This window comes from Corynebacterium tapiri (genome assembly GCF_006334925.1).
Taxonomy (GTDB): domain Bacteria; phylum Actinomycetota; class Actinomycetes; order Mycobacteriales; family Mycobacteriaceae; genus Corynebacterium; species Corynebacterium tapiri.
This window is the reverse complement of sequence record NZ_VDHJ01000011.1, coordinates 102,202-121,018: the sequence shown is the minus strand read 5'-3', so window position 1 is coordinate 121,018 and position 18,817 is coordinate 102,202. Positions and strand designations below refer to the sequence as shown.

The following is an 18,817-nucleotide window of genomic DNA, read 5'->3' as shown; positions in this document are numbered from 1 at the left end:
ATTCGGAAAGGCCCCCTGAAGTAGCAACCAGTGTGCCCGGCAGGCGACACGCCGAGCGGACACACATTTTGCACCTTAACCCCTCACCTGAGCGGCAAGCGGGAAAGTTTGTGGTGGGCCCTCCGGGGCTCGAACCCGGGACCTGCGGATTAAAAGTCCGTAGCTCTACCAACTGAGCTAAAGGCCCAACGAGCATTCATAGTAATACGCGCCCCCGGCCAGGTGGAATCCGGGCCGGGGTTATCACGTGCGGGCGAAAACTACTTCTTCATGGAGCCCGTGGAGTTGAAGCGGTTGTGGAACTCGAAGGCCTGGGTCAGGTCGTGTGGGGTGTGTCCGCCGACCTTCTTTGCGGCCTCGACGTACTCCTCCAGGAGCGGGCGGTAGTCCGGGTGCGCGATGGAGATCATGCGCTCGGCACGCTGGCGCGGAGCAAGGCCACGCAGGTCGGCGTAGCCATACTCGGTCACGAACACCATGGCGTCGTGCTCGGTGTGGTCGATGTGCGAGGCGAACGGCACGATCGCGGAGATGTCTCCCCCCTTGGCCACAGACGGGGTGACAAACGAGGAGATGTAGGCGTTGCGGGTGAAGTCGCCGGAACCGCCGATGCCGTTCATGACCTTCACGCCGGTGACGTTGGTGGAGTTAACGTTGCCGTAGATGTCGGCCTCGATCAGGCCGTTGGAGGCGATGAGGCCTACTCGACGGATGACCTCAGGGTGGTTGGAGATCGCCTGCGGGCGCAGAATGATGTGCTTGCGGTAGAAATCAGCCTTAGCGTTCATGCGCTCGGCCGCCTCCGGCGACAGGGAGAACGAAGTTGCGGACGCCATGGTCATCTTGCCGGCGTCGATCAGGTCCAGCATGCCGTCCTGGATCACCTCGGTGTAGGCGGTGATGTTCTCGAACTTGGAGTCGAGCAGGCCAGCCATCACAGCGTTGGGCACGTTACCTACGCCGGACTGCATGATGTAGTTGTCGTAGGTCAGGCGGCCCGCTGCCACCTCATCCTCCAGGAACTGCAGGAAGTTCGCGGCGATCTGCTTGGAGATCTCGTCCGGCTCCTTGAACGGAGTGTTGCGGTCCGGGCGATCCGTCTCCACGACGGCGACGACCTTGTCCAGATCGATGGTGTGGAAGGTGTTGCCGATGCGATCACCAATTCGGTTGATCTGGATGGGGGTGCGATCCCACAGCAGCTCCGGCACGTAGACGTCGTGCATGCCCTCCAGGTCGAGGGACTGCCAGGAGTTCACCTCGAGGATGATCTTGTCTGCCGCAGCGGCGAACTCAACGTTGTTACCCACTGCCGACGACGGAACGATCGTGCCGTCCTCGTTGATCTTGGTGCACTCGAGGATGGCCACCTGCATGTCGCCGAAGAATCCCTGCTGCACCTGCTGCCCCAGGTGGGACAGGTGCACGTCGGAGTAGAAAGCCTCGCCAGAGTTGAACTGGTTACGCAGACCACGGTCCGAGTTGTACGGAGAGCGGAAGTTAATCGCCTCTGCCTCGGCCAGCACACCGTCGGCGTCGTCGGCGGTAGAAGCACCGGTGAAGACGTTAATCTTAAAGTCCTCGCCCGCGGCGTGAGCGGCCTTAGCCTTCTCACCAATCGCGGTAGGCAAAGCCTTAGGGTAGCCCGCACCGGTAAAGCCCGACATGCCGACGTTGTCGCCGTTGTTGACGTGCTGGGCTGCCTCTTCCGCAGAAACGACCTTGTTCTTCAGCTCAGCGTTGAGAATACGATCCGACATCGTGGGGTTTCACTCCTTGTTTAGGTAAAGCTTCACTTAAGGATCGACAGCCTGAATGACTCAGCGTGATCCATGCCACGTCCCATTGTGTCGTTTGATCGGCGCTACGTCCACCGCTTTGCGTACGACGGGGGTACACCCCGCCCAACTCACACTCTCCTGGCCCAGCTTGGACATGCGGCAAGGTTGCAGGAACAATACGCACTGTGACTTCCCAGCCCTCCTCCGCAGCCAGCACCCGCCCCCATGGGTTGACCGTCGGTTCCATCACCGTCGATTCGCCCGTGGTCCTCGCCCCGATGGCAGGCGTGACCAACGTGGCCTTTCGCACGCTGTGCCGCGAGCAGGAAAAGGCACGTACGGGAACTGTGTCTGGCCTGTACGTCTGCGAGATGATCACGGCCCGCGCGCTGGCTGAACGCAACGAGAAGACCCTGCACATGACTACCTTCGGCCCCACCGAAGATGTGCGCTCCATGCAGCTCTACACCGTGGATCCGGAGTACACATACAAGGCTGCGCGCATGGTGGCCGAGGAAAATATCGCCGACCATCTCGATCTCAACTTCGGCTGCGCTGTCCCCAAAATCACCCGGCGCGGAGGCGGAGCCGCCATCCCCTTTAAACGCAAGCTCTTTGGTTCCATCATCGCCGCCGCGGTCAAAGGCGTGGAGGGCACAGGTATCCCGGTGACGGCGAAGTTTCGCATGGGCATTGACGACGACCACCTCACCCACCTCGATGCCGGCCGCATCGCCGCGGAGGAAGGTGCAGCGGCAGTTACGCTGCACGCCCGCACGGCCGCACAACGCTACTCCGGTCAGGCGAATCTGGGGGCAATCCGCGAACTTGTGGAGCACATGCGTCCCTACGGCATCCCCGTGTTAGGCAATGGCGACATCTTTGCGGCTTCCGACGCCGCCACGATGATGGACGAGACTGGTTGTGACGGCGTCGTCGTCGGGCGCGGGTGCCTGGGACGACCGTGGCTTTTCGCCGAATTAGGAGCACAGCTGCGGGGCGAGCCCATCCCGCAGGAGCCCACTCTGGGCGAGGTCACGGACGTGATCATGCGCCACGCCGAGCTGCTCGCCGACCATATGGGCGAAGAGCACGCCTGCCGCGACATGCGTAAACACATGGGCTGGTACATGCGGGGCTTCCCCGTCGGCGGAAAGCTCCGCGCCGAGCTGACCAAGATCACCTCACTTACCGACCTTCGAGATCGCCTGGCCCCGTACCGCGAGAGCGACGAGCGCGCCGACGACGCGGATGCTCCCCGCGGACGGCAGGGGTCTCCGGCGAAGGTGGCGCTTCCCGACGGCTGGCTGGATGACCCCGAGGATGACGCGCACGTGCTCGACGGCGGGGATGCTTTCCACAGCGGAGGTTAGACGAGAACCTCGTCCCTAATCTCTTCCTCAAAAAGTTGCCCTATGCCATAAACTGCAACGTATGCGTACCGCCTACCGTTCTGAGCTCGACGACTTCGCCAATGATCTGGTGACCATGTGCGAAGGAGTCCGTGAGTCCATGAACAAGGCGACCTACGCGCTCCTGCGCCCCTCGCTCATGGCAGCGGAAGAGGCCCTGAGCATGTCCGATGACCTTGACGAATTGCGTCGCCGTGGGGAAAGCCGGGCGATCGAGCTCTTGGCGTTGGAATCTCCGGTGGCTGGGGATCTTCGCCAGGTCATCTCGTCGATCCACATGGTGCGCGATCTCGACCGCATGAGCTCGCTATCCATCCACATCGCCACCGCGGCCCGTAACCGCCACCCCGAGCCAGCTATTTCGGAGCCCTTGTCGGAGAAGTTTTCCACCATGGCTCGCCTAGTCGACAGCATGGCGGAGAAAACCCGTGAGCTCCTTATCACCCATGACACGGACATGGCCTTGGCGCTCTCGGAAGAGGATGACGCCATCGATGCTGCGGCAGCGGACATTCTCTCTATCGTCACCGGCGAAAACTGGACGGGCACCACTCGCGAGGCTGTCGAGGCTGCCCTCCTCGCCCGCTACTTCGAGCGCTGGGCCGACCACTGCGTGAACGTGGGCAAACGCATCGTGTTCCTGACCACTGGCCAGGATCCGGAAGAAGTTCGCGCTCCCCGCTGACGCTTCTAGCGCCAGATGAGGGTGATCGGGCGCTTGGACCAGCCCCCTACTGGATGGATTTCCCGCTCGGCCGACCCGTCTCCCGGGTGGGCGAGCTCTACGCGTGCAAGCAGTTGATCGACGAGCGCCCGCAGTTCCACCATCGAAAGTGAACGTCCCGGGCATTTGTGCGGACCCGCGCCCCACACCAGGTTCTTGTCAGCATTCTCGCTGGGATTAAAGCCCGCAGGATCCGGGAAGACCTGCGGGTCGCGGTTCGCAGCCGTCCAGTGAATGCGCACCCGCGTCCCCTCGGGAACTGCAACGCCCCCAATGTCTACCGGGCAGGTGGTGACGCGACGGTTGGAGACAAACGGATCGTCGATACGCAACATTTCATCCGCGATGGCCCCGAACTCCGCGTCAGAAACCCCGGATCTCAGCCGCTGGGCAAGCTGAGGATTGCGGGCGAGCTGATCCACGATGACACCTACGCAGTAGGCCATTGAGGAGAGATCACCGGCAGTCCAGTTACGCAGGATAGAAACGACCTCCTCGAAGCGTAGCCGGCGACCTAGCGAGACATCCTGGACCAGCTGAGCGGTGACGGTGTCTGTGCCTTTGGTGGCTTCAATGGCCTCCGCGATCAGAGCATCGAAGCGTTCGGCGACTTCCGCGGTTTGCGCCAGCTCCCCAGAACGGGTGGCGGCATTGTTGTCCGCGACCCACTGGACCAAACGTCGCGCCATCTCTTCCGGCCATCCAAGCCAGGCCATCATCGCGCGCACCGCGAATGGAGTGCCCAACTCGCTAACTGCGTCGATGGTGGCTCGCCCTTGCAACTCCCCCACAACCTCGCGGGCTGTGCGCTCGAAGGCTTGGGCAAAACCGGCTACCGCGGAGTCGGACAAGTAGGCATCGATTAGGGCACGAAACCGCGTGTGCTCCTCGCCGTCGAGGCCGTTGGGCAGCTGCATAAAGCGCGAGACACGCGAGCTGAAACTGTCCGGGTCAGTGGCGACTGCATGTGCGTGGGCATGCGAGGTGACTACGAGTTCTCCCTCGATCTCCTGCGGGGACCCGGGCAGTTCGGAGCCGTGCGTGTGCGTGGCAAAGTCGAGCGGTGTGGTGTTCTTTAGCTCCAGCGTCATTGTGCCGGCCTCCTGGATTGAAGTTGGTCGTCAGTGAGATCCAGAGTACCGCGCGAAAGATAATTAAAACGGCCCACACCGTATTAATAGGGTGTGGGCCGTTGAGGGGGTGAGTTAAGGCCGAGAGGCTAGGCGGTCGCCTTATCCGAAGCGACCAGCGATGTAATCCTCGGTTTCCTTCTTATCCGGATTTTCGAAGATGGTCTTGGTGTCGTTGAACTCCACGAGGTGGCCGGGCTTGCCCGTGGCCTCCAGGTTGAAGAAGGCAGTGCGGTCAGACACGCGAGCAGCCTGCTGCATGTTGTGGGTAACGATCACGATGGTGAAGTCGCGCTTGAGCTCGTGAATGAGGTCCTCGATAGCCAGGGTCGAAATCGGGTCCAGCGCCGAACACGGCTCGTCCATAAGCAGAACTTCGGGCTCGACAGCGATGGCGCGAGCGATGCACAGACGCTGCTGCTGACCGCCGGAAAGTCCGCCGCCCGGCTTATCCAGGCGGTCCTTGACCTCGTCCCACAGGTTGGCGCCACGCAGAGACTTCTCGGCGACTTCCCTGAGCTTCTTCTTGTTACGCTCGCCGGAAAGCTTGAGGCCGGCGACGACGTTGTCCTCGATGGACATCGTCGGGAACGGGTTGGCCTTCTGGAAGACCATGCCGATGGTGTTACGCACGGCAACCGGGTCGACGCCCTTGCCGTAGATGTTCTGGCCGTCGAGGAGGATGTCGCCCTTGACAGACGCACCCGGGATGACCTCGTGCATGCGGTTCAGGGTGCGCAGCACGGTGGACTTGCCACAGCCGGACGGGCCAATGAATGCAGTCACAGACTGGGCCGGAACGTTGAGGTTAACGTTCTGAACGGCGTGGAAGTCGCCGTAGTAGATGTTGACGTCGTTGAGAACGAGCTTGGACATGATTCTCCTGTTGGGTGAGTACGGGGTATCGAGACCGGATGAGGGGGTCTCTTACTTCTTGACCGAGAACTTCTCAGCGATCACGCGGGCCAGAATGTTGAGGATGGCGATCATGAGGACCAGCGTCAGGGCCGCACCCCACAGCTTGTCCAAGGTGGCGTCGCTGGTGCCCGACTTGTACATGTCCAGCATCATCAGCGGCAGGGATGACTGGGAGCCGCCGAACATGTTGTAGCTCAGGTGCGTGGTGGAACCAACCAGCACAAGCACGGGAGCGGATTCGCCCATCACGCGGGCGATAGCGAGCATGATGCCAGTGACGATGCCGGACAGCGCGGTCGGCAGAACAATCTTGGCAATGGTCTTCCACTTCGGCACACCCAGTGCGTAGGAGGCCTCACGCAGGTCCATTGGAACCACGCGCAGCATCTCCTCGGTATTACGCACCACGATCGGGATCATCAGCAGAAGCAGCGACAGGGTCACCGCGAAACCGGAGCGATCAAAGCCCAGGGTGGTGATCCACAGTGCGTAGATGAACAGTGCGGCAACGATGGAGGGAACACCCGACAGGATGTCCACCATGAAGGTGGTCAGCCGTCCCAGGAGTCCACCGCGGGAATACTCCACGAGGTAGACCGCGGTGAACACACCGATCGGAACAGCGAACAGAGCGGCGACCAAGGTTTGCATGATGGTACCGACAATCGCATGCAGTGCACCTCCGCCCGGGAAGAAGGCAGGGATGCCGCCCTGGTCATCCGTCCACCACTGCGGGTCAAGAATCGGTCCGATTCCCAAGCGGAATACGGTCACCAGAACCCAGATGAGCGGAACAAGGGCAAAGAGCATGGTTAGCCACACGAGCACGGTAGCTACCGAGTTAACGGCCTTACGGCCACCGGAAATGTCAGTGAAGACGGCGCCGCCTTCAGGCAGCTTCTTCTGCCCGGTCTGAATGGGAGTAGACATGATGTGAAGTCCTTAACCCTTTCCTTTACTTGACCAGCGAGCGGGCGATCGTGTTGACCAAGAAGGTCAGCAGGAACAGCACCAGGCCGGCGGCGATATATGCACCCGAGGAAATCGGGTTGTTGAACTCAGCAGCAGCCGAAGCGATCGCGGTGGCGAACGTCGAACCACCATCGAACAGGGACCAACGGAACTCGGCAGCCGGGGACACCACCATGTACAAGGCCATGGTCTCACCCAGTGCGCGGCCAAGGCCCAGCATGGCGCCCGAGATGTAACCCGACAGGCCGAACGGCAGAACCGTCATGCGAACGACTTCCCAGCGGGTAGCACCCAAAGCGAGTGCTGCCTCGACCTGGCCGGGAGGGGTTTGCACGAAAACCTCGCGTGCGGTGGCGGCAATGATCGGCAGGATCATCACGGCCAGCACGATGCCACCGGTAAAGATGTTGCGTCCGGTAGCAAAAGACGGGGAGCCTTCAGACTCGAAGAGGAAGATGTTGCCCAGCGGGCTACCGGCGAGAGCCGTGTAGAAGTTCGACAGGAACGGTCCGAGCACCTGCCAGCCCCACAGGCCGTACACGATGGACGGCACAGCGGCGAGCATGTCCACGATGTACCCGAGAGGACGAACCAGCTTCTTCGGGGCGTAGTTAGACAGGAAGATCGCAATGCCCAGGGCGATGGGCATAGCCAAGAGCAGCGCAAAAACGGAGATGAGAACGGTCACGCCGAGCAGGTTCGGGATTCCGAACTGCATGGCGTCAAGGTTGTTGGTCTCCCAGTGCCCCGTGTAGGTGAAGAATCCCAGCAGACCACCCTCGTTACGGGAAAGAGCCGGAACAGCGCTGAGAACCAGGTAGATACCAATTGCGGCGATGAGGATGGTGATCAGCGTGGCCGAACCCGTGGAGAGGGTCTCAAATACGCGGTCACCAGGACGCTTAACCGAACCGGACTTCTTGGATTCCTTGATGCGCTGCGCGCCCTCGTGGGTCTCGTGCTCGGCGACGGCGGTGCGGGTTGAACCAGCAGCCGTGCCAGCAGCGCGATCGTCTCCGTCTACTCGACCGGTGGCTGGGATGCCGCTGGAATGAAGCGCGCCCTCTCCAGCGTGGGCCTCGTTATCCCGAGGTTCGTGTGCCATAGGTGTGTAATCCTTAAATGTTCGCAGGAAGGTGGCGCGCTGAGGCGGCACCAAGCTAAACGTGCGAGCGCCCCCAAACGGTCTCGAGAGACGTTCGGGGGCTTGTGCGAGCACTCATCACTGCAGGTCAGCGCGATGTGTGCTGGCGGTCGAGCCGCCCTAGCGCGTCATTCGCAATTAGGCGTTGATGGCCTTGATGGCCTCAGCCAGGCGATCGTGGTGGGAGCCCTTGACCGGGACGAAGCCGTACTGAGCGATTGCGTCCTGGTTCTCCAGGGCAACGGTCAGGAAGTCCTTGACCTGGTTAGCGGTGTTCTCGTCGTAACCAGCCGAGCAGACGATCTCGTAAGTGGTCAGGATCAGCGGGTACTCACCCTCAGCCTTCTGACTGAACAGAGCATCGGAGTTGACGACCATGTCGTGACCCTCGCCCTTGAACTCCAGGTTCTCCAGGGTCTTGTTCACAGCCTCGTCGGTCAGCTCAACCGGGCCGGAGCCGAAGTCGACGTTGGCGACACCGAGGTCGTTCTGCTTGGCGTAGCCGGCCTCGACGTAGGTGATGCCACCGGGGATGTTCTTGACCTGGGTTGCCACACCGGTGGAGCCCTCAGCACCCTCGCCCACGGCCTGCGGGAATTCCTGGCCCTCGGTCTCCCACACGTCCGGGGCAGCAGCCTTGAGGAACTTCTGGAAGTTGTCGGAGGTACCGGACTCGTCAGAGCGGTAGACAACGCCGATGTTCTCGTCCGGGAGCTCGACGCCCTCGTTCTCGCCAGCGATTGCCGGGTCGTTCCACTTCTTGATCTCGCCCTTGAAGATCTTGGCGATGGTGTCTACGGACAGGTTCAGGTCGTCCACGCCTTCCAGGTTGTAGGCGATGGCGACCGGGCCAATCACGAACGGCAGGTGCCATGCCTCGTTGCCACCGCAACGCTGCTTGGCCTGCTCAACCTGCTCTTCCTTCAGCGGGGAGTCAGAACCAGCGAAAGCGACCTGGTTGCCGATGAAAGCCTTGCGGCCGGCACCGGAGCCGGAGGAGGTGTAGTTGAACTGTGCACCCTCGACAGCCTGGGAGTAGATCGGGCCCAGGATCTCCATGGCGTTCTTCTGGGAAGAAGCACCCTCGGCAGCCAGGGTACCGGTAGCGCCGGACAGGCCCTCCGGAACCACAACGTCGGCGCCATCGTTGCCGCCGGCGTTGTTGGAGTCGGAGCAGGCCACCAGGCCAACGGAGGTCACGGCGGCGACGCCCAGGACGGTAGCTGCGCGCTTGAGGTTACGGGTCACGGTTAATGCCTTTCCTTGACGGAATGAGTCGTAGATTTTCCGAGCAACGCCTTAACTCGACCCCCCTCAGGGCCATCTGGGGCGCAGCCACACCAACCTCATAGGCGGTTTGCGCATGAGATTCGCACGGCTTCGTGCTCACGAAAGGCTAAGTTAGAGCCGCCACGTTAACCCCAGTGGTCACATTGAGTGAACAAATAGTTAACTACCGTTTGGCAAGTTCCCAAGAAACTCAATAACGCAGCTCAGGGACTTTTCAGGGAAATGAGCGTTAGAAAAAATGTGTCCACGGCAACACTTGTTGGGAATGAGTTGCAGCCTCTAATCCGATGTGGCATCACCTGACGCTGTACACCACGTGTTCCTCGGCCACCTCGAAGCCACTGGCGCGGTAGCGCCGCACGGCTGCCTCGTTATCGTCCTCCACGTAGAGGATTACCCGCTGCGCGCCACCCTCCAGCAGGCGGGCCACCCCAGCATTGACCAGTGGCGCACCAAGCCCGCGCCCCCGATACTCGCTGGACAGCGCGACCACGTAGACCTCGCCTTCTGTTGGCGACTGCCACTTGATCCAGTGAAAACCTGCTAGCTGTGCGGGTTTCGCGCTCGTATCCCACAGCATCAGTAGGTCGGCAGGCTCGTACCAGTCGACCGCCCGGGCCTGCGCAAGGCGGTTCTCATCCCAGCCTCCCTGCTCAGGGTGCCAGGAGAAGGCGTCATTGTTGACTCGCAGCCACTCGCCGCCAGTTTCCTCTTGTCCGAAGCGCTGGGCGGATTCATCCATCCCCAGAAGCTCAAACCCCTCCGGAGCCTCATACGTCGTGCCTTGTAGCTTCTCTTCCTCGATGGCCATAACCAGCAAGCGACGGCCCGGGGTTGCGCCGACCTTGTTGGCTAGGCGCTGAGCTGCCGGAAGGTTTCCGTGCGCCCATAGTTGTGCCCCCTCTACCTCGGCCAACACCGCGCGAGTCATACGCTCACCGATCCCCTTCCCGCGGTACTCCGGAGATACAATCAGCTCTACGCCGGAGCCATCGACTGCGGCCAGCCCCACCAGCACATCACCCGATGTAGCTAACAGGTGCCGGTGGGCACGGGAGGCGTCGTCAAGCCCCAGCACAAACTGTTCCGAGAGCGCCTCGACGCCATCGGTCTCCCGCGCCTGACGCAGTAAGTCATGCGCTTGGGAAGGATCGGGATTAGTCCAGGTCAGGGTCACGTCAGTCATGTCGCCCACCCTATCGGGTAAAACTAGGTGGGTGAATGCCATCCAGGAAGCCGACCGGGATTCGTCCCCACGCCCGCTGCCCCGCCCGCTTCGGTGGGTCGCAATTGTGGCGCTTGTTGGGCTACTGGGCTGGCTGATCGATAGCGCAATTGCGATGCGCGTGGAGGCAAAGATTTCCTCCGCGGTGGAGGAATCCGCAGACTTGGCAACGAGCCCGGCAGTGTACGTCGGCGGGGTTCCATACGTTACGGCGCTTCTCACGGGCGAGATCCCCCAGGTGACGGTGACGTCCTTGGACATCAACGTCGAGGATCTGGGCATCGTCAATGCTCGCACCGAGATCAACCGCGTGCACGTCACTCCGCAGCAGGCTTTGAGCGGCGACCTCTATGGCGCGCCCGGAGAGCTCTTCAAGCGCACCGTCTCTCTCGACGGGGTGGCCTTTGGGCAGCTGCTCGGCATTACTGACCTGGACATCTCAAACCCCTACGACATCTCTCCGGCCGGTGGCGTGGCGTCTGAAGCCAAGCTGACCGGCACCCCCAAAGGCTTTGAGGACAAGGTCACCGTGGTGGTTGACCTGCGTTTAGAAAGCCCAACCTTCCACATGCGAGTCCGTGAAGTGCAAGACGCGCCCGCCGGCCGCGAACAAGAGGCCGCCGATGCCTTCACTTTCTCTATGGATACCCGCAGGCTTCCACTGTCTAGTCAGGCGTCCAACGTCTCAGTGTCTGCTGGCTCCATCGTGTTTGAGACCCAGCGCCAGAACATCGTCGTGCGTCCGGGCGACCTAGCGCCCTTGGATACGGGTGACGCGGCCGACGAGGACAGCTCCGCGTGGAGGGACAAGACGGAAGCGGGTGAGCTGCCAGCAGCGACCACGCGTTAGTCTGGTGGGCATGACTGAGCAGAACTCCACCCCTGATACTCCGGCCGACGCCGCTGCCGCAGCTGGCGAGCAGCCGAACGTGCCGCAGGCTCTCAACGGTAACGACGCCATCAACCTCGCTGCCGAGCAGTCCAAGAACACTGCACACCGCAACATCCCCGGCCTGGATCTTGGCGAGCTGCCCGTCCCCGACGACACCGCAAACCTGCGTCAGGGCCCCAGCCTTCACGACGCCCTGCTCGCGCTCCTGCCGCTCGTTGGAGTTTGGCGCGGAGAAGGCCAGGGAGTCGAGGATGGCAAGCAATACAACTTTGGCCAGCAGATCATCTTCGCCCACGACGGCGAGGACTACCTGACGTACGAGTCCCGCATCTGGCGTATCGACGACCAGGGCAACCCCACCGGCCCCGACCAGCGAGAGACTGGGTTCTGGCGTATCTCTGCCAAGGATGAGATCGAGGTGACCTTTGCCCTTTCCACCGGTGCGGTGGAGGTTATGTACGGCGAGCCCTACAACGAGCGCGCGTGGGAGATTAAGTCCGCCTCCACCATGGTCACTGAGCAGGGCCCCAAGAACCTGGGCCCCGGCAAGCGCCTCTACGGTCTGATGCCCAACAACGACCTGGGTTGGGTAGACGAGCGTGCCAAGCAGGACGGCGAGATGGTGCCGCACCTGTCGGCCCAGCTCAAGCGCGTCGCTGGCTAACCCCGCCTAAGGCGCGCACAGCGCTTGCTCAAACAAAGACTGAGCCTTGTCGTCCAGCTCCCCAGCTTTGAGCTTGTGCTCCCCTAGCCGGCGGATACGCACAGCTCCACGGGTAGAGCTCAGCAGCCACACGGAATCGGATTCGAGCACGTAGTCCAGGGGCAACACGCGCTCCTTGAACCGCCACCCCGCGTCCTCGGCGTGTTCGCGCACAGCGGCGACCGTGGTGGACTCCAGGCCCCCTTCGCTTGCCGGAGGGGTGCGCAGCTTCTTGCCGGCACGCACCACGACCAGGGAGGATGTTGCCCCCTCGATCAATCGTGTACCGCGCTCGTTGGTAAACACCACATCGTCCCACCCATTCTCGCGGGCGTGGCGCAACGCGGCGGCGGTCATGGTGTAGGACAGCGTTTTAGCTCCTTGCGGCATCCACTTCGGAGGCTTTTCGTCCGGAGTCATTCCCCGAGAAGTAAGCATCGCCTTGACGCCTTCTGCTCGCAGCGTCTCCACGGAGGGGCTTAGCCCCTCGAGCACGAGCCACGCCGTGGCCAACCCGGTGCTTGCTCGCCCCCGCGAAAGTGTCCAGGTGCACCGCGCCTGGGCATCCCCGTGTGTTTGTGCCCATTCTTGCGCTGCGAGCCTGGTGGCTTCCTCCCACTGCTCGCAGTGGAGTTTGGGCAGGTCCAGCTGCTCTACCGAGTGGGCGAAACGGCGCATGTGCCGCGCCAGGTTCGCGGGACGCCCCTCGGTGATGAGGAGGGATTCGAATACACCGTCGCCACGCGTGACCGCCGCGTCATCGAAGTAGAGGTGCGGCAGCGCCGGATTGTGCCGCCGTACGGAACCCCCAAACGGTTCGATGATGTAGGTGATCGGAGACTTCGGACCCATGGGCCTTATTATGCACCGGCAGCAAGGAATACGATGGCTGATGTGACTAGCTATCGTTCTGCCCTACTCTCACTTCCGGGAGCCACCGAACGCGTCGCACCCGCGGGCCCAGAGGCTACCGGCAACACCGCCCTCGATGCCCTCGACGCACAGGGCGTGGCCTGGCACTATGGCGATCCACTGGGCGAGCAGCGTGCGCTGGAGCGCTCCCCGCGCGCCATCGATCGCTCGCAGCGCGGTGTCATCGCGGTCAGCGGCCCGGAAGCAGGCCAGTTTCTTAACAACCTGCTCTCCCAGAAGCTCGACGACGCGGAGGATGGTTTCTCCGCCAGCGCTCTTGATCTGGATATTCAGGGCCATGTGCTCCATCACGCGGACGTAGTGCGAGCCGGCGACATCTTCTATCTGGATGTTCCCGCAGCTCAGCAGGAGAGCCTGCTGTCTTTCCTGCAGAAGATGGTGTTCTGGTCCCAGGTAACCATTGAGCTCACCGACCTCGGTGTGGTGACCATCCTGGGTCCCTCTACGCAGGAAATTTCGGGGTTAGAGGGGGTCGTCGCCACGCGACGAGTGCCCTGGCCGGCCGCACCGCGCATCGACCTCCTCGTCCCCCGAGCGCAGCTGAGCGATGTTTTCGCCGATCTCAAGCAACGGGGAATCGCACCCGCCGGCCTGATGGCCTTCACCGCCGAGCGTGTTCGAGCCCTGGAACCCGAGTTGGCCATCGACTTAGACAACAAGTCCATCGCCCACGAGGCCCACCTGTTTATTGGCCGTGGGGATCACCTTGGTGCCGTCCACCTGAACAAGGGGTGCTACCGCGGACAGGAGACCGTGGCTCGGGTGGAGAACTTGGGCCGCTCTCCGCGCCTGCTCGTGTTGCTGCTTCTCGACGGCTCTTCACCCCAAGAACCATCGCCAGGCGAACCGATCACCGTGGGCGCGCGCGCCGTCGGCCGAATTGGAACGGTAGTGCACGACTACGACTTGGGGCCGATCGCACTTGGCCTGGTCAAGCGCAGCGCGCTCAACTCTGCGCAGTTGCATGTGGGAGAGACCGCCGTGGCCGTGGATAAGGATCGACTCCCCCAGGATGAAGGTGCCAAGGCCGGGCGTGCCGCCGTGGAAAAGCTACGCTCACAGCGCTAAGTGCCCCGGCCGAGGGGGCCGGTGGGACATTTCGGGTAACTATTGGCTATGGTGTGTTACAGGATTTCACACATATGCCAGTCGATGGACCATCCGAATGCCCTGGATCGGTCCTAACACCTCAAGGGGGTCAGACCATGGGTCGCGGTCGCGCGAAAGCCAAGCAGACCAAGGTTGCTCGCCAGCTGAAGTACAACTCTCCCGATATGGACCTGGACTCGCTCCAACGCGAGCTCGCTGGTTCTAAGCCGTCTCGTGATTACGAGAACGACCAGGACGATTACTCCGACTACGACGACTGGGGCGGGCGCAACTAGCGCTACCCCACTCCCGATTTTCAAGCCCCGCCTGCGCGAAATGCACGCGGGGCTTTTAGTCGTCCCCGCGTGACTTAGCTGCGCTGGTAGTCGCCCACCAGCTCGGCACGAGCGGCGCCGGCCTCGCTGGCAACGACCTCGCCCAGCTCCCAGGCGTGCAGGTGGCGGGCCGTGAGCATGGCCAGGGCGCGATCGCGATCCTCAGCTGCCACGACCGCGACCATGCCCACGCCCATGTTGAAGGTCTTCTCCATCTCCTCGCGGCTGACCTTGCCCACGGTGGAGATGGTGCGGAAGATCTCCTGCGGCGTCCAGGTGGAGCGCTCCATGCGAGCGGTCAGACCCTCCGGAATGATGCGTTCCATATTGCCCACCAGGCCGCCGCCGGTGACGTGGCAGAACGTGCGCACGGCACACTCGCTGGTCAGCGCCAGGCAATCCTTGGCGTAGATACGCGTCGGCTCGAGCAGCTCCTCGCCGAGCGTGCGACCCAGCTCATCGATGTGTCCGTCCAACGGCAGTCCCGCGGTATCCAGCAGCACGTGGCGCGCCAGCGAGTAGCCATTCGAGTGCAACCCCGACGACGCCATGGCGATGATGGCATCCCCCTCGCGCACGCGGTCAGGCCCCAGCAGCTCACTGGCCTCGACCACACCGACGGCGGTGGCAGAGACATCGTAATCCTCGGCGTTCATCACACCCGGGTGCTCGGCGGTCTCGCCGCCCAGCAGGGCACAGCCGGCCTGCACGCAACCCTCGGCAATGCCGGAGACGATCTCGGCGACCTTTTCCGGCACGACCTTGCCCACGGCGATGTAGTCCTGCAGGAACAGCGGTTCTGCGCCGCAGACCACGAGGTCGTCAACGCACATGGCCACCAGATCGATGCCGATCGTGTCGTGCTTGTCCATGGCCTGCGCCACGGCCAACTTGGTGCCCACGCCATCGGAGCCGGCAGCCAGCAGCGGTTCGTTGTACTTGCCCAGCGCGAACAGGCCGGCAAATCCGCCGAGGCCGCCGCGCACCTCGGGGCGGGTAGCGCGCTTGGCATGCGGCTTGAACAACTCGACGGCGCGGTCACCGGCCTCGATGTCCACTCCGGCCTGGGCGTAGGAAACGGGGTTGTGCTCGGAATCGGTCATGGGTGTTCTACTGCTCCTGGCTCGAGGTGGTCTGGGCGTATTGAGACTGAATGCGACGCACGGCATCCGCGTTAGCGCTGCCCTGCGGCAGGCCTAGCGGGTAGTCACCGGTAAAGCACGCAGTGCACAGATCGTTGGTGGTTTGCTCGGTTGCGGCCACCATCTCGTCGACGGTGACAAATCCGAGCGAGTCGGCGCCAATTGCCTTGGCAATGTTTTCGGCAACCTCTTCGACGTCCTCGCTCGAACCATTGTTGGCGATCAGCTCCCCTGGGCTAGCGAAGTCGATGCCGTAGAAGCACGGCCACTTCACCGGTGGCGAGGCGATGCGCACGTGAATCTCAGCCGCGCCAGCCTCCCGGAGCATGCGAATCAGGGCGCGCTGCGTGTTGCCGCGGACGATGGAGTCGTCGACAACCACCAAGCGCTTGCCCTCGATGACCTCACGCAAGGGGTTGAGCTTGAGGCGAATGCCCAGCTGACGAAGCGTCTGCGTGGGCTGAATGAAGGTTCGCCCCACGTAAGCGTTCTTGACCAAGCCCTGGCCGAACGGGATTCCCGACTCGCGGGCATAACCCACTGCGGCGGGGGTGCCCGATTCCGGCACGGGGATCACGAGGTCGCCTTCCGCGGGGAAGTGACGCGCTAATCGACGCCCAATGTCAATCCTGGTTGCGTTAACGTTGCGCCCCCGAATGGTCGAATCCGGGCGAGCCAGATATACGTACTCGAATACGCATCCGCGGTTAGTCGTCTCGGCGAAGCGCTCGGAGTGAACCCCGGCCTCGTCGATAGCAACCAGCTCACCGGGTTCGATCTCGCGGACAAACGATGCGCCCACGATGTCGAGTGCGCACGTCTCCGACGCCACAACCCAGCCCTTATCTAGACGACCCAGCGCCAGTGGGCGCACGCCGTGCGGGTCGCGCGCGGCGTACAGCGTGTGGCCGTCAGTAAACGTCAGGCAGAATGCGCCGCGCAGGCGAGGCAGGAGCTGACGCGCAGAATCCAACACGCTGACCCCATCATGGACATCAGCGGCCAGCAAAGCCGACATCACGGCGGTATCGGAGGAGGAACCCTGCTCCTTACCGTCAGCGGACTGCGTGATCAGACCACGCTCGGCGGCCTCTTCCTGCAGCTCCACATAGTTGGTGAGGTTGCCGTTGTGCCCCACCGCGATGTCCGTATCGTCAGGCGAGGTGCGAAACATCGGCTGAACGTTGTCCCACGAACCGGCACCGGCGGTGGAATAACGCGTGTGGCCGATGGCTACATCGCCCTGCAGGGCTCCGAGCACCGACTCGTCGAAAATCTGGGAAACCAATCCGGTTTCCTTGAACACCACGATGCGGTCGCCATCGCCCACCGCGATTCCGGCGCCTTCCTGACCGCGGTGTTGCAGAGCGAAGAGTCCAAAGTAGGTGAGCTTGGATACTTCCTCGCCTGGGGCCCAGACTCCGAAAACTCCGCATTCTTCACGGGGTTCTGTTTCGTCGAGGATGCTGGCATGTACGTCATGCAAGTCCTGAATGGTCACGGCGCTCACTTTAGCGCCTAAGGCGTAAGGACCGGCAACCAATGGGTTAATTCGTTAACCCGTTGGCCGGAGGCGTCGATAAGCGAACCCTCAATCGCCTGCTTCCAACTCACTTTCCCCGTGGCAAGTTGCAGCCACGTGCGCGGCGAGCACTCCACCACATTGGGTGGGGTGCCACGAGTATGCCGCGGACCATCGATGCACTGGACAGCGACAAATGGGGGTACGCGCAGTTCCACGGACTGACCCGGGGCGTCTTGCGCCAGAGAACGGGCGGTCAGGCGCACGGCAAGGGCGAGCTCGGCGCGCGAGGGGGCGGGCTGGCTCTCATCCTCCAGCCAGGCAAGGACTGCACTCACGGCAGCACGGGTCTCGGCGGGATCAATCCTGGATGCCATGCCCTGCATGCTACGCGACTCCATTACCCTGGGAAATCGTGCCAACTACTACGAAATCTCCCAGCATTACCCTGCGATTCATGGCCGATCCGACGGACGTGATCCAGTCCGGTGCACAAGGTGTGTCGGGCGGGCGCGTTTTGGAATGGATCGATAAGGCGGCCTACGCGTGTGCGGTCGGATGGTCCGGTACTTACTGCGTGACGGCCTACGTGGGCCACATTCACTTCCGCCGCCCCATCCCCTCCGGGCACCTGGTGGAAGTGCGCTCGCGCATCGCGATCACCGGCCGCTCCTCCATGCACATCGTCAACGAGGTTTTCTCCGCCGATCCGCGCGAGGGTGTGTTCACCCGCGCCTGTGACTGCCTGGTCATCTTCGTGGCTAAGGACACCAAGACGGGCAAGGCCACGGCCGTCGAGCCTTTTGTGCCCTCCACCGAGGAGGAAAGGCGCGTGGAGGAAGCCGCGCGCACCCGCATCGAGCTGCGCGAGGCCATCCAGGCCGAGATGGAGAAGCAGACGTACTCCGATGACTCGGACGCTCCCCGTCTGATCACCAGGTTCCTGGCCAAGCCCACCGACGTGAACTGGGGCGGCAAGGTGCACGGTGGCACCGCTATGGAGTGGATCGACGAGGCAGGCACCGCATGCTCCATGGAGTTCTCCGGGGAGCGCACGGTAGCTGTCTACGCCGGCGGGATCCGCTTTTACAAGCCCATCGCTATCGGCGATCTCATCGAGGTGGATGCGCGCCTTATGCGCACCGACCGCCGCTCAATGCAGATGTCTATCCACGTGCGCTCCGGCGACCCGCGCGGGGGACGCGAAGAGCTTAGCGACGCCATCCACGCCACCGTCACCTACCTCGGCGTGGACCTCGACGGCAACCCACTCCCGGCCCGGCAGTTCGTTCCCAGGACTGAGGAGGACAAGCGCCTGGCCGAGCACGCGAACATCCTGCGCGACCTGCGCGCGGAATACTCGCCGCTGCCGCTCATCGAGCAGGTGCAGCCGCGCAACATCGACTAGGCCGGCTCCTCTTGCAGAGTTGGCGGGAGCGGGCTCTGTTTGTGTGCGGGGGCTGTTTGTGCGTCGCACCCGTTTGAGCACAGAGCTCTAAAGGAATCGGCTCAAAGGAGTCGCCCTTTAGAGCTTTACGCGCAATAATCGAGCCCTTTGGTCCTATTCCTTTAGAGGTTTGCCTCCATTTAGAGGTTTACGCCTAC

18 protein-coding genes and 1 tRNA gene are annotated in these 18,817 nt (G+C 62.5%); 7 read left to right on the top strand and 12 right to left on the bottom strand.

What is annotated here, in order from left to right:
- Positions 1-111: 111 nt before the first annotated feature.
- Positions 112-187 (bottom strand) — tRNA-Lys (locus FHE74_RS08815).
- Between the two features lie 73 nt (positions 188-260).
- On the bottom strand, positions 261-1,760 hold the full coding sequence (scpC, locus tag FHE74_RS08810) for a succinyl-CoA:acetate CoA-transferase ScpC (protein WP_139466138.1): 1,500 nt from the start codon (positions 1,758-1,760) through the stop codon (positions 261-263).
- Positions 1,761-2,011: 251 nt separating this feature from the next.
- Here scpC and dusB point away from each other — a divergent pair, with 251 nt between their 5' ends.
- Complete coding sequence (gene dusB / locus FHE74_RS08805) at positions 2,012-3,154, top strand: tRNA dihydrouridine synthase DusB (RefSeq protein ID WP_281279418.1); 1,143 nt, start codon at positions 2,012-2,014, stop codon at positions 3,152-3,154.
- Positions 3,155-3,215: 61 nt separating this feature from the next.
- Positions 3,216-3,878: a phosphate signaling complex protein PhoU gene (phoU, locus tag FHE74_RS08800; protein WP_139466136.1), complete on the top strand. Its 663-nt coding sequence runs from the start codon at positions 3,216-3,218 to the stop codon at positions 3,876-3,878.
- Between the two features lie 5 nt (positions 3,879-3,883).
- On the opposite strand, the gene FHE74_RS08795 is transcribed toward phoU, so the two are convergent.
- From FHE74_RS08795 to mshD, 6 genes are all read right to left on the bottom strand, one after another.
- On the bottom strand, positions 3,884-5,008 hold the full coding sequence (locus FHE74_RS08795) for a cytochrome P450 (protein WP_139466135.1): 1,125 nt from the start codon (positions 5,006-5,008) through the stop codon (positions 3,884-3,886).
- A gap of 141 nt (positions 5,009-5,149) precedes the next feature.
- Complete coding sequence (gene pstB / locus FHE74_RS08790) at positions 5,150-5,923, bottom strand: phosphate ABC transporter ATP-binding protein PstB (RefSeq protein WP_139466134.1); 774 nt, start codon at positions 5,921-5,923, stop codon at positions 5,150-5,152.
- Positions 5,924-5,974: 51 nt separating this feature from the next.
- Entirely contained in the window at positions 5,975-6,895 is a 921-nt protein-coding gene (gene pstA / locus FHE74_RS08785) for a phosphate ABC transporter permease PstA (RefSeq protein WP_139466133.1), read from the bottom strand.
- A 25-nt stretch (positions 6,896-6,920) separates the two neighbouring features.
- Positions 6,921-8,042 (bottom strand): phosphate ABC transporter permease subunit PstC, encoded by a 1,122-nt coding sequence (gene pstC, locus FHE74_RS08780; protein WP_246049250.1) that lies wholly within the window; start codon positions 8,040-8,042, stop codon positions 6,921-6,923.
- 177 nt (positions 8,043-8,219) lie between these two features.
- On the bottom strand, positions 8,220-9,329 hold the full coding sequence (gene pstS / locus FHE74_RS08775) for a phosphate ABC transporter substrate-binding protein PstS (RefSeq protein ID WP_139466132.1): 1,110 nt from the start codon (positions 9,327-9,329) through the stop codon (positions 8,220-8,222).
- Positions 9,330-9,666: 337 nt separating this feature from the next.
- Positions 9,667-10,557, bottom strand: a complete 891-nt coding sequence (gene mshD / locus FHE74_RS08770) for a mycothiol synthase (protein ID WP_139466131.1) — start codon at positions 10,555-10,557, stop codon at positions 9,667-9,669.
- Positions 10,558-10,588: 31 nt separating this feature from the next.
- Here mshD and FHE74_RS08765 point away from each other — a divergent pair, with 31 nt between their 5' ends.
- Together FHE74_RS08765 and FHE74_RS08760 are read left to right on the top strand one after the other, a co-directional pair.
- Positions 10,589-11,446 carry an LmeA family phospholipid-binding protein gene (locus tag FHE74_RS08765; RefSeq protein ID WP_246049249.1) on the top strand — a complete coding sequence of 286 codons (858 nt, stop codon included), beginning with the start codon at positions 10,589-10,591 and terminating at the stop codon, positions 11,444-11,446.
- Between the two features lie 10 nt (positions 11,447-11,456).
- On the top strand, positions 11,457-12,152 hold the full coding sequence (locus FHE74_RS08760; RefSeq protein ID WP_139466130.1) for a heme-binding beta-barrel domain-containing protein: 696 nt from the start codon (positions 11,457-11,459) through the stop codon (positions 12,150-12,152).
- Positions 12,153-12,158: 6 nt separating this feature from the next.
- Here FHE74_RS08760 and FHE74_RS08755 read toward each other — a convergent pair whose 3' ends face one another.
- Positions 12,159-13,043 (bottom strand): aminodeoxychorismate lyase, encoded by an 885-nt coding sequence (locus FHE74_RS08755; RefSeq protein ID WP_139466129.1) that lies wholly within the window; start codon positions 13,041-13,043, stop codon positions 12,159-12,161.
- A 33-nt stretch (positions 13,044-13,076) separates the two neighbouring features.
- Here FHE74_RS08755 and ygfZ point away from each other — a divergent pair, with 33 nt between their 5' ends.
- Together ygfZ and FHE74_RS08745 are read left to right on the top strand one after the other, a co-directional pair.
- On the top strand, positions 13,077-14,192 hold the full coding sequence (gene ygfZ, locus FHE74_RS08750; protein ID WP_139466128.1) for a CAF17-like 4Fe-4S cluster assembly/insertion protein YgfZ: 1,116 nt from the start codon (positions 13,077-13,079) through the stop codon (positions 14,190-14,192).
- Between the two features lie 137 nt (positions 14,193-14,329).
- Positions 14,330-14,509, top strand: coding sequence for a DUF3073 domain-containing protein (locus FHE74_RS08745; RefSeq protein WP_139466127.1), 180 nt, complete (start codon positions 14,330-14,332; stop codon positions 14,507-14,509).
- A 74-nt stretch (positions 14,510-14,583) separates the two neighbouring features.
- On the opposite strand, the gene purM is transcribed toward FHE74_RS08745, so the two are convergent.
- Genes purM through FHE74_RS08730 form a run of 3 tightly spaced genes read right to left on the bottom strand, consistent with a single transcriptional unit; the run spans position 14,584 to position 17,589 of the window.
- The gene (gene purM, locus FHE74_RS08740) at positions 14,584-15,651 is read right to left on the bottom strand and encodes a phosphoribosylformylglycinamidine cyclo-ligase (protein ID WP_139466126.1); all 1,068 of its coding nucleotides are present in this window, start codon (positions 15,649-15,651) and stop codon (positions 14,584-14,586) included.
- Between the two features lie 7 nt (positions 15,652-15,658).
- Complete coding sequence (gene purF / locus FHE74_RS08735) at positions 15,659-17,185, bottom strand: amidophosphoribosyltransferase (protein WP_180339727.1); 1,527 nt, start codon at positions 17,183-17,185, stop codon at positions 15,659-15,661.
- Between the two features lie 23 nt (positions 17,186-17,208).
- Entirely contained in the window at positions 17,209-17,589 is a 381-nt protein-coding gene (locus FHE74_RS08730; protein WP_139466124.1) for a sterol carrier family protein, read from the bottom strand.
- Here FHE74_RS08730 and FHE74_RS08725 point away from each other — a divergent pair.
- Entirely contained in the window at positions 17,583-18,620 is a 1,038-nt protein-coding gene (locus FHE74_RS08725) for an acyl-CoA thioesterase (RefSeq protein ID WP_139466123.1), read from the top strand. The two genes, FHE74_RS08730 and FHE74_RS08725, sit on opposite strands and share 7 nt — an antisense overlap.
- Positions 18,621-18,817 lie beyond the last annotated feature (197 nt).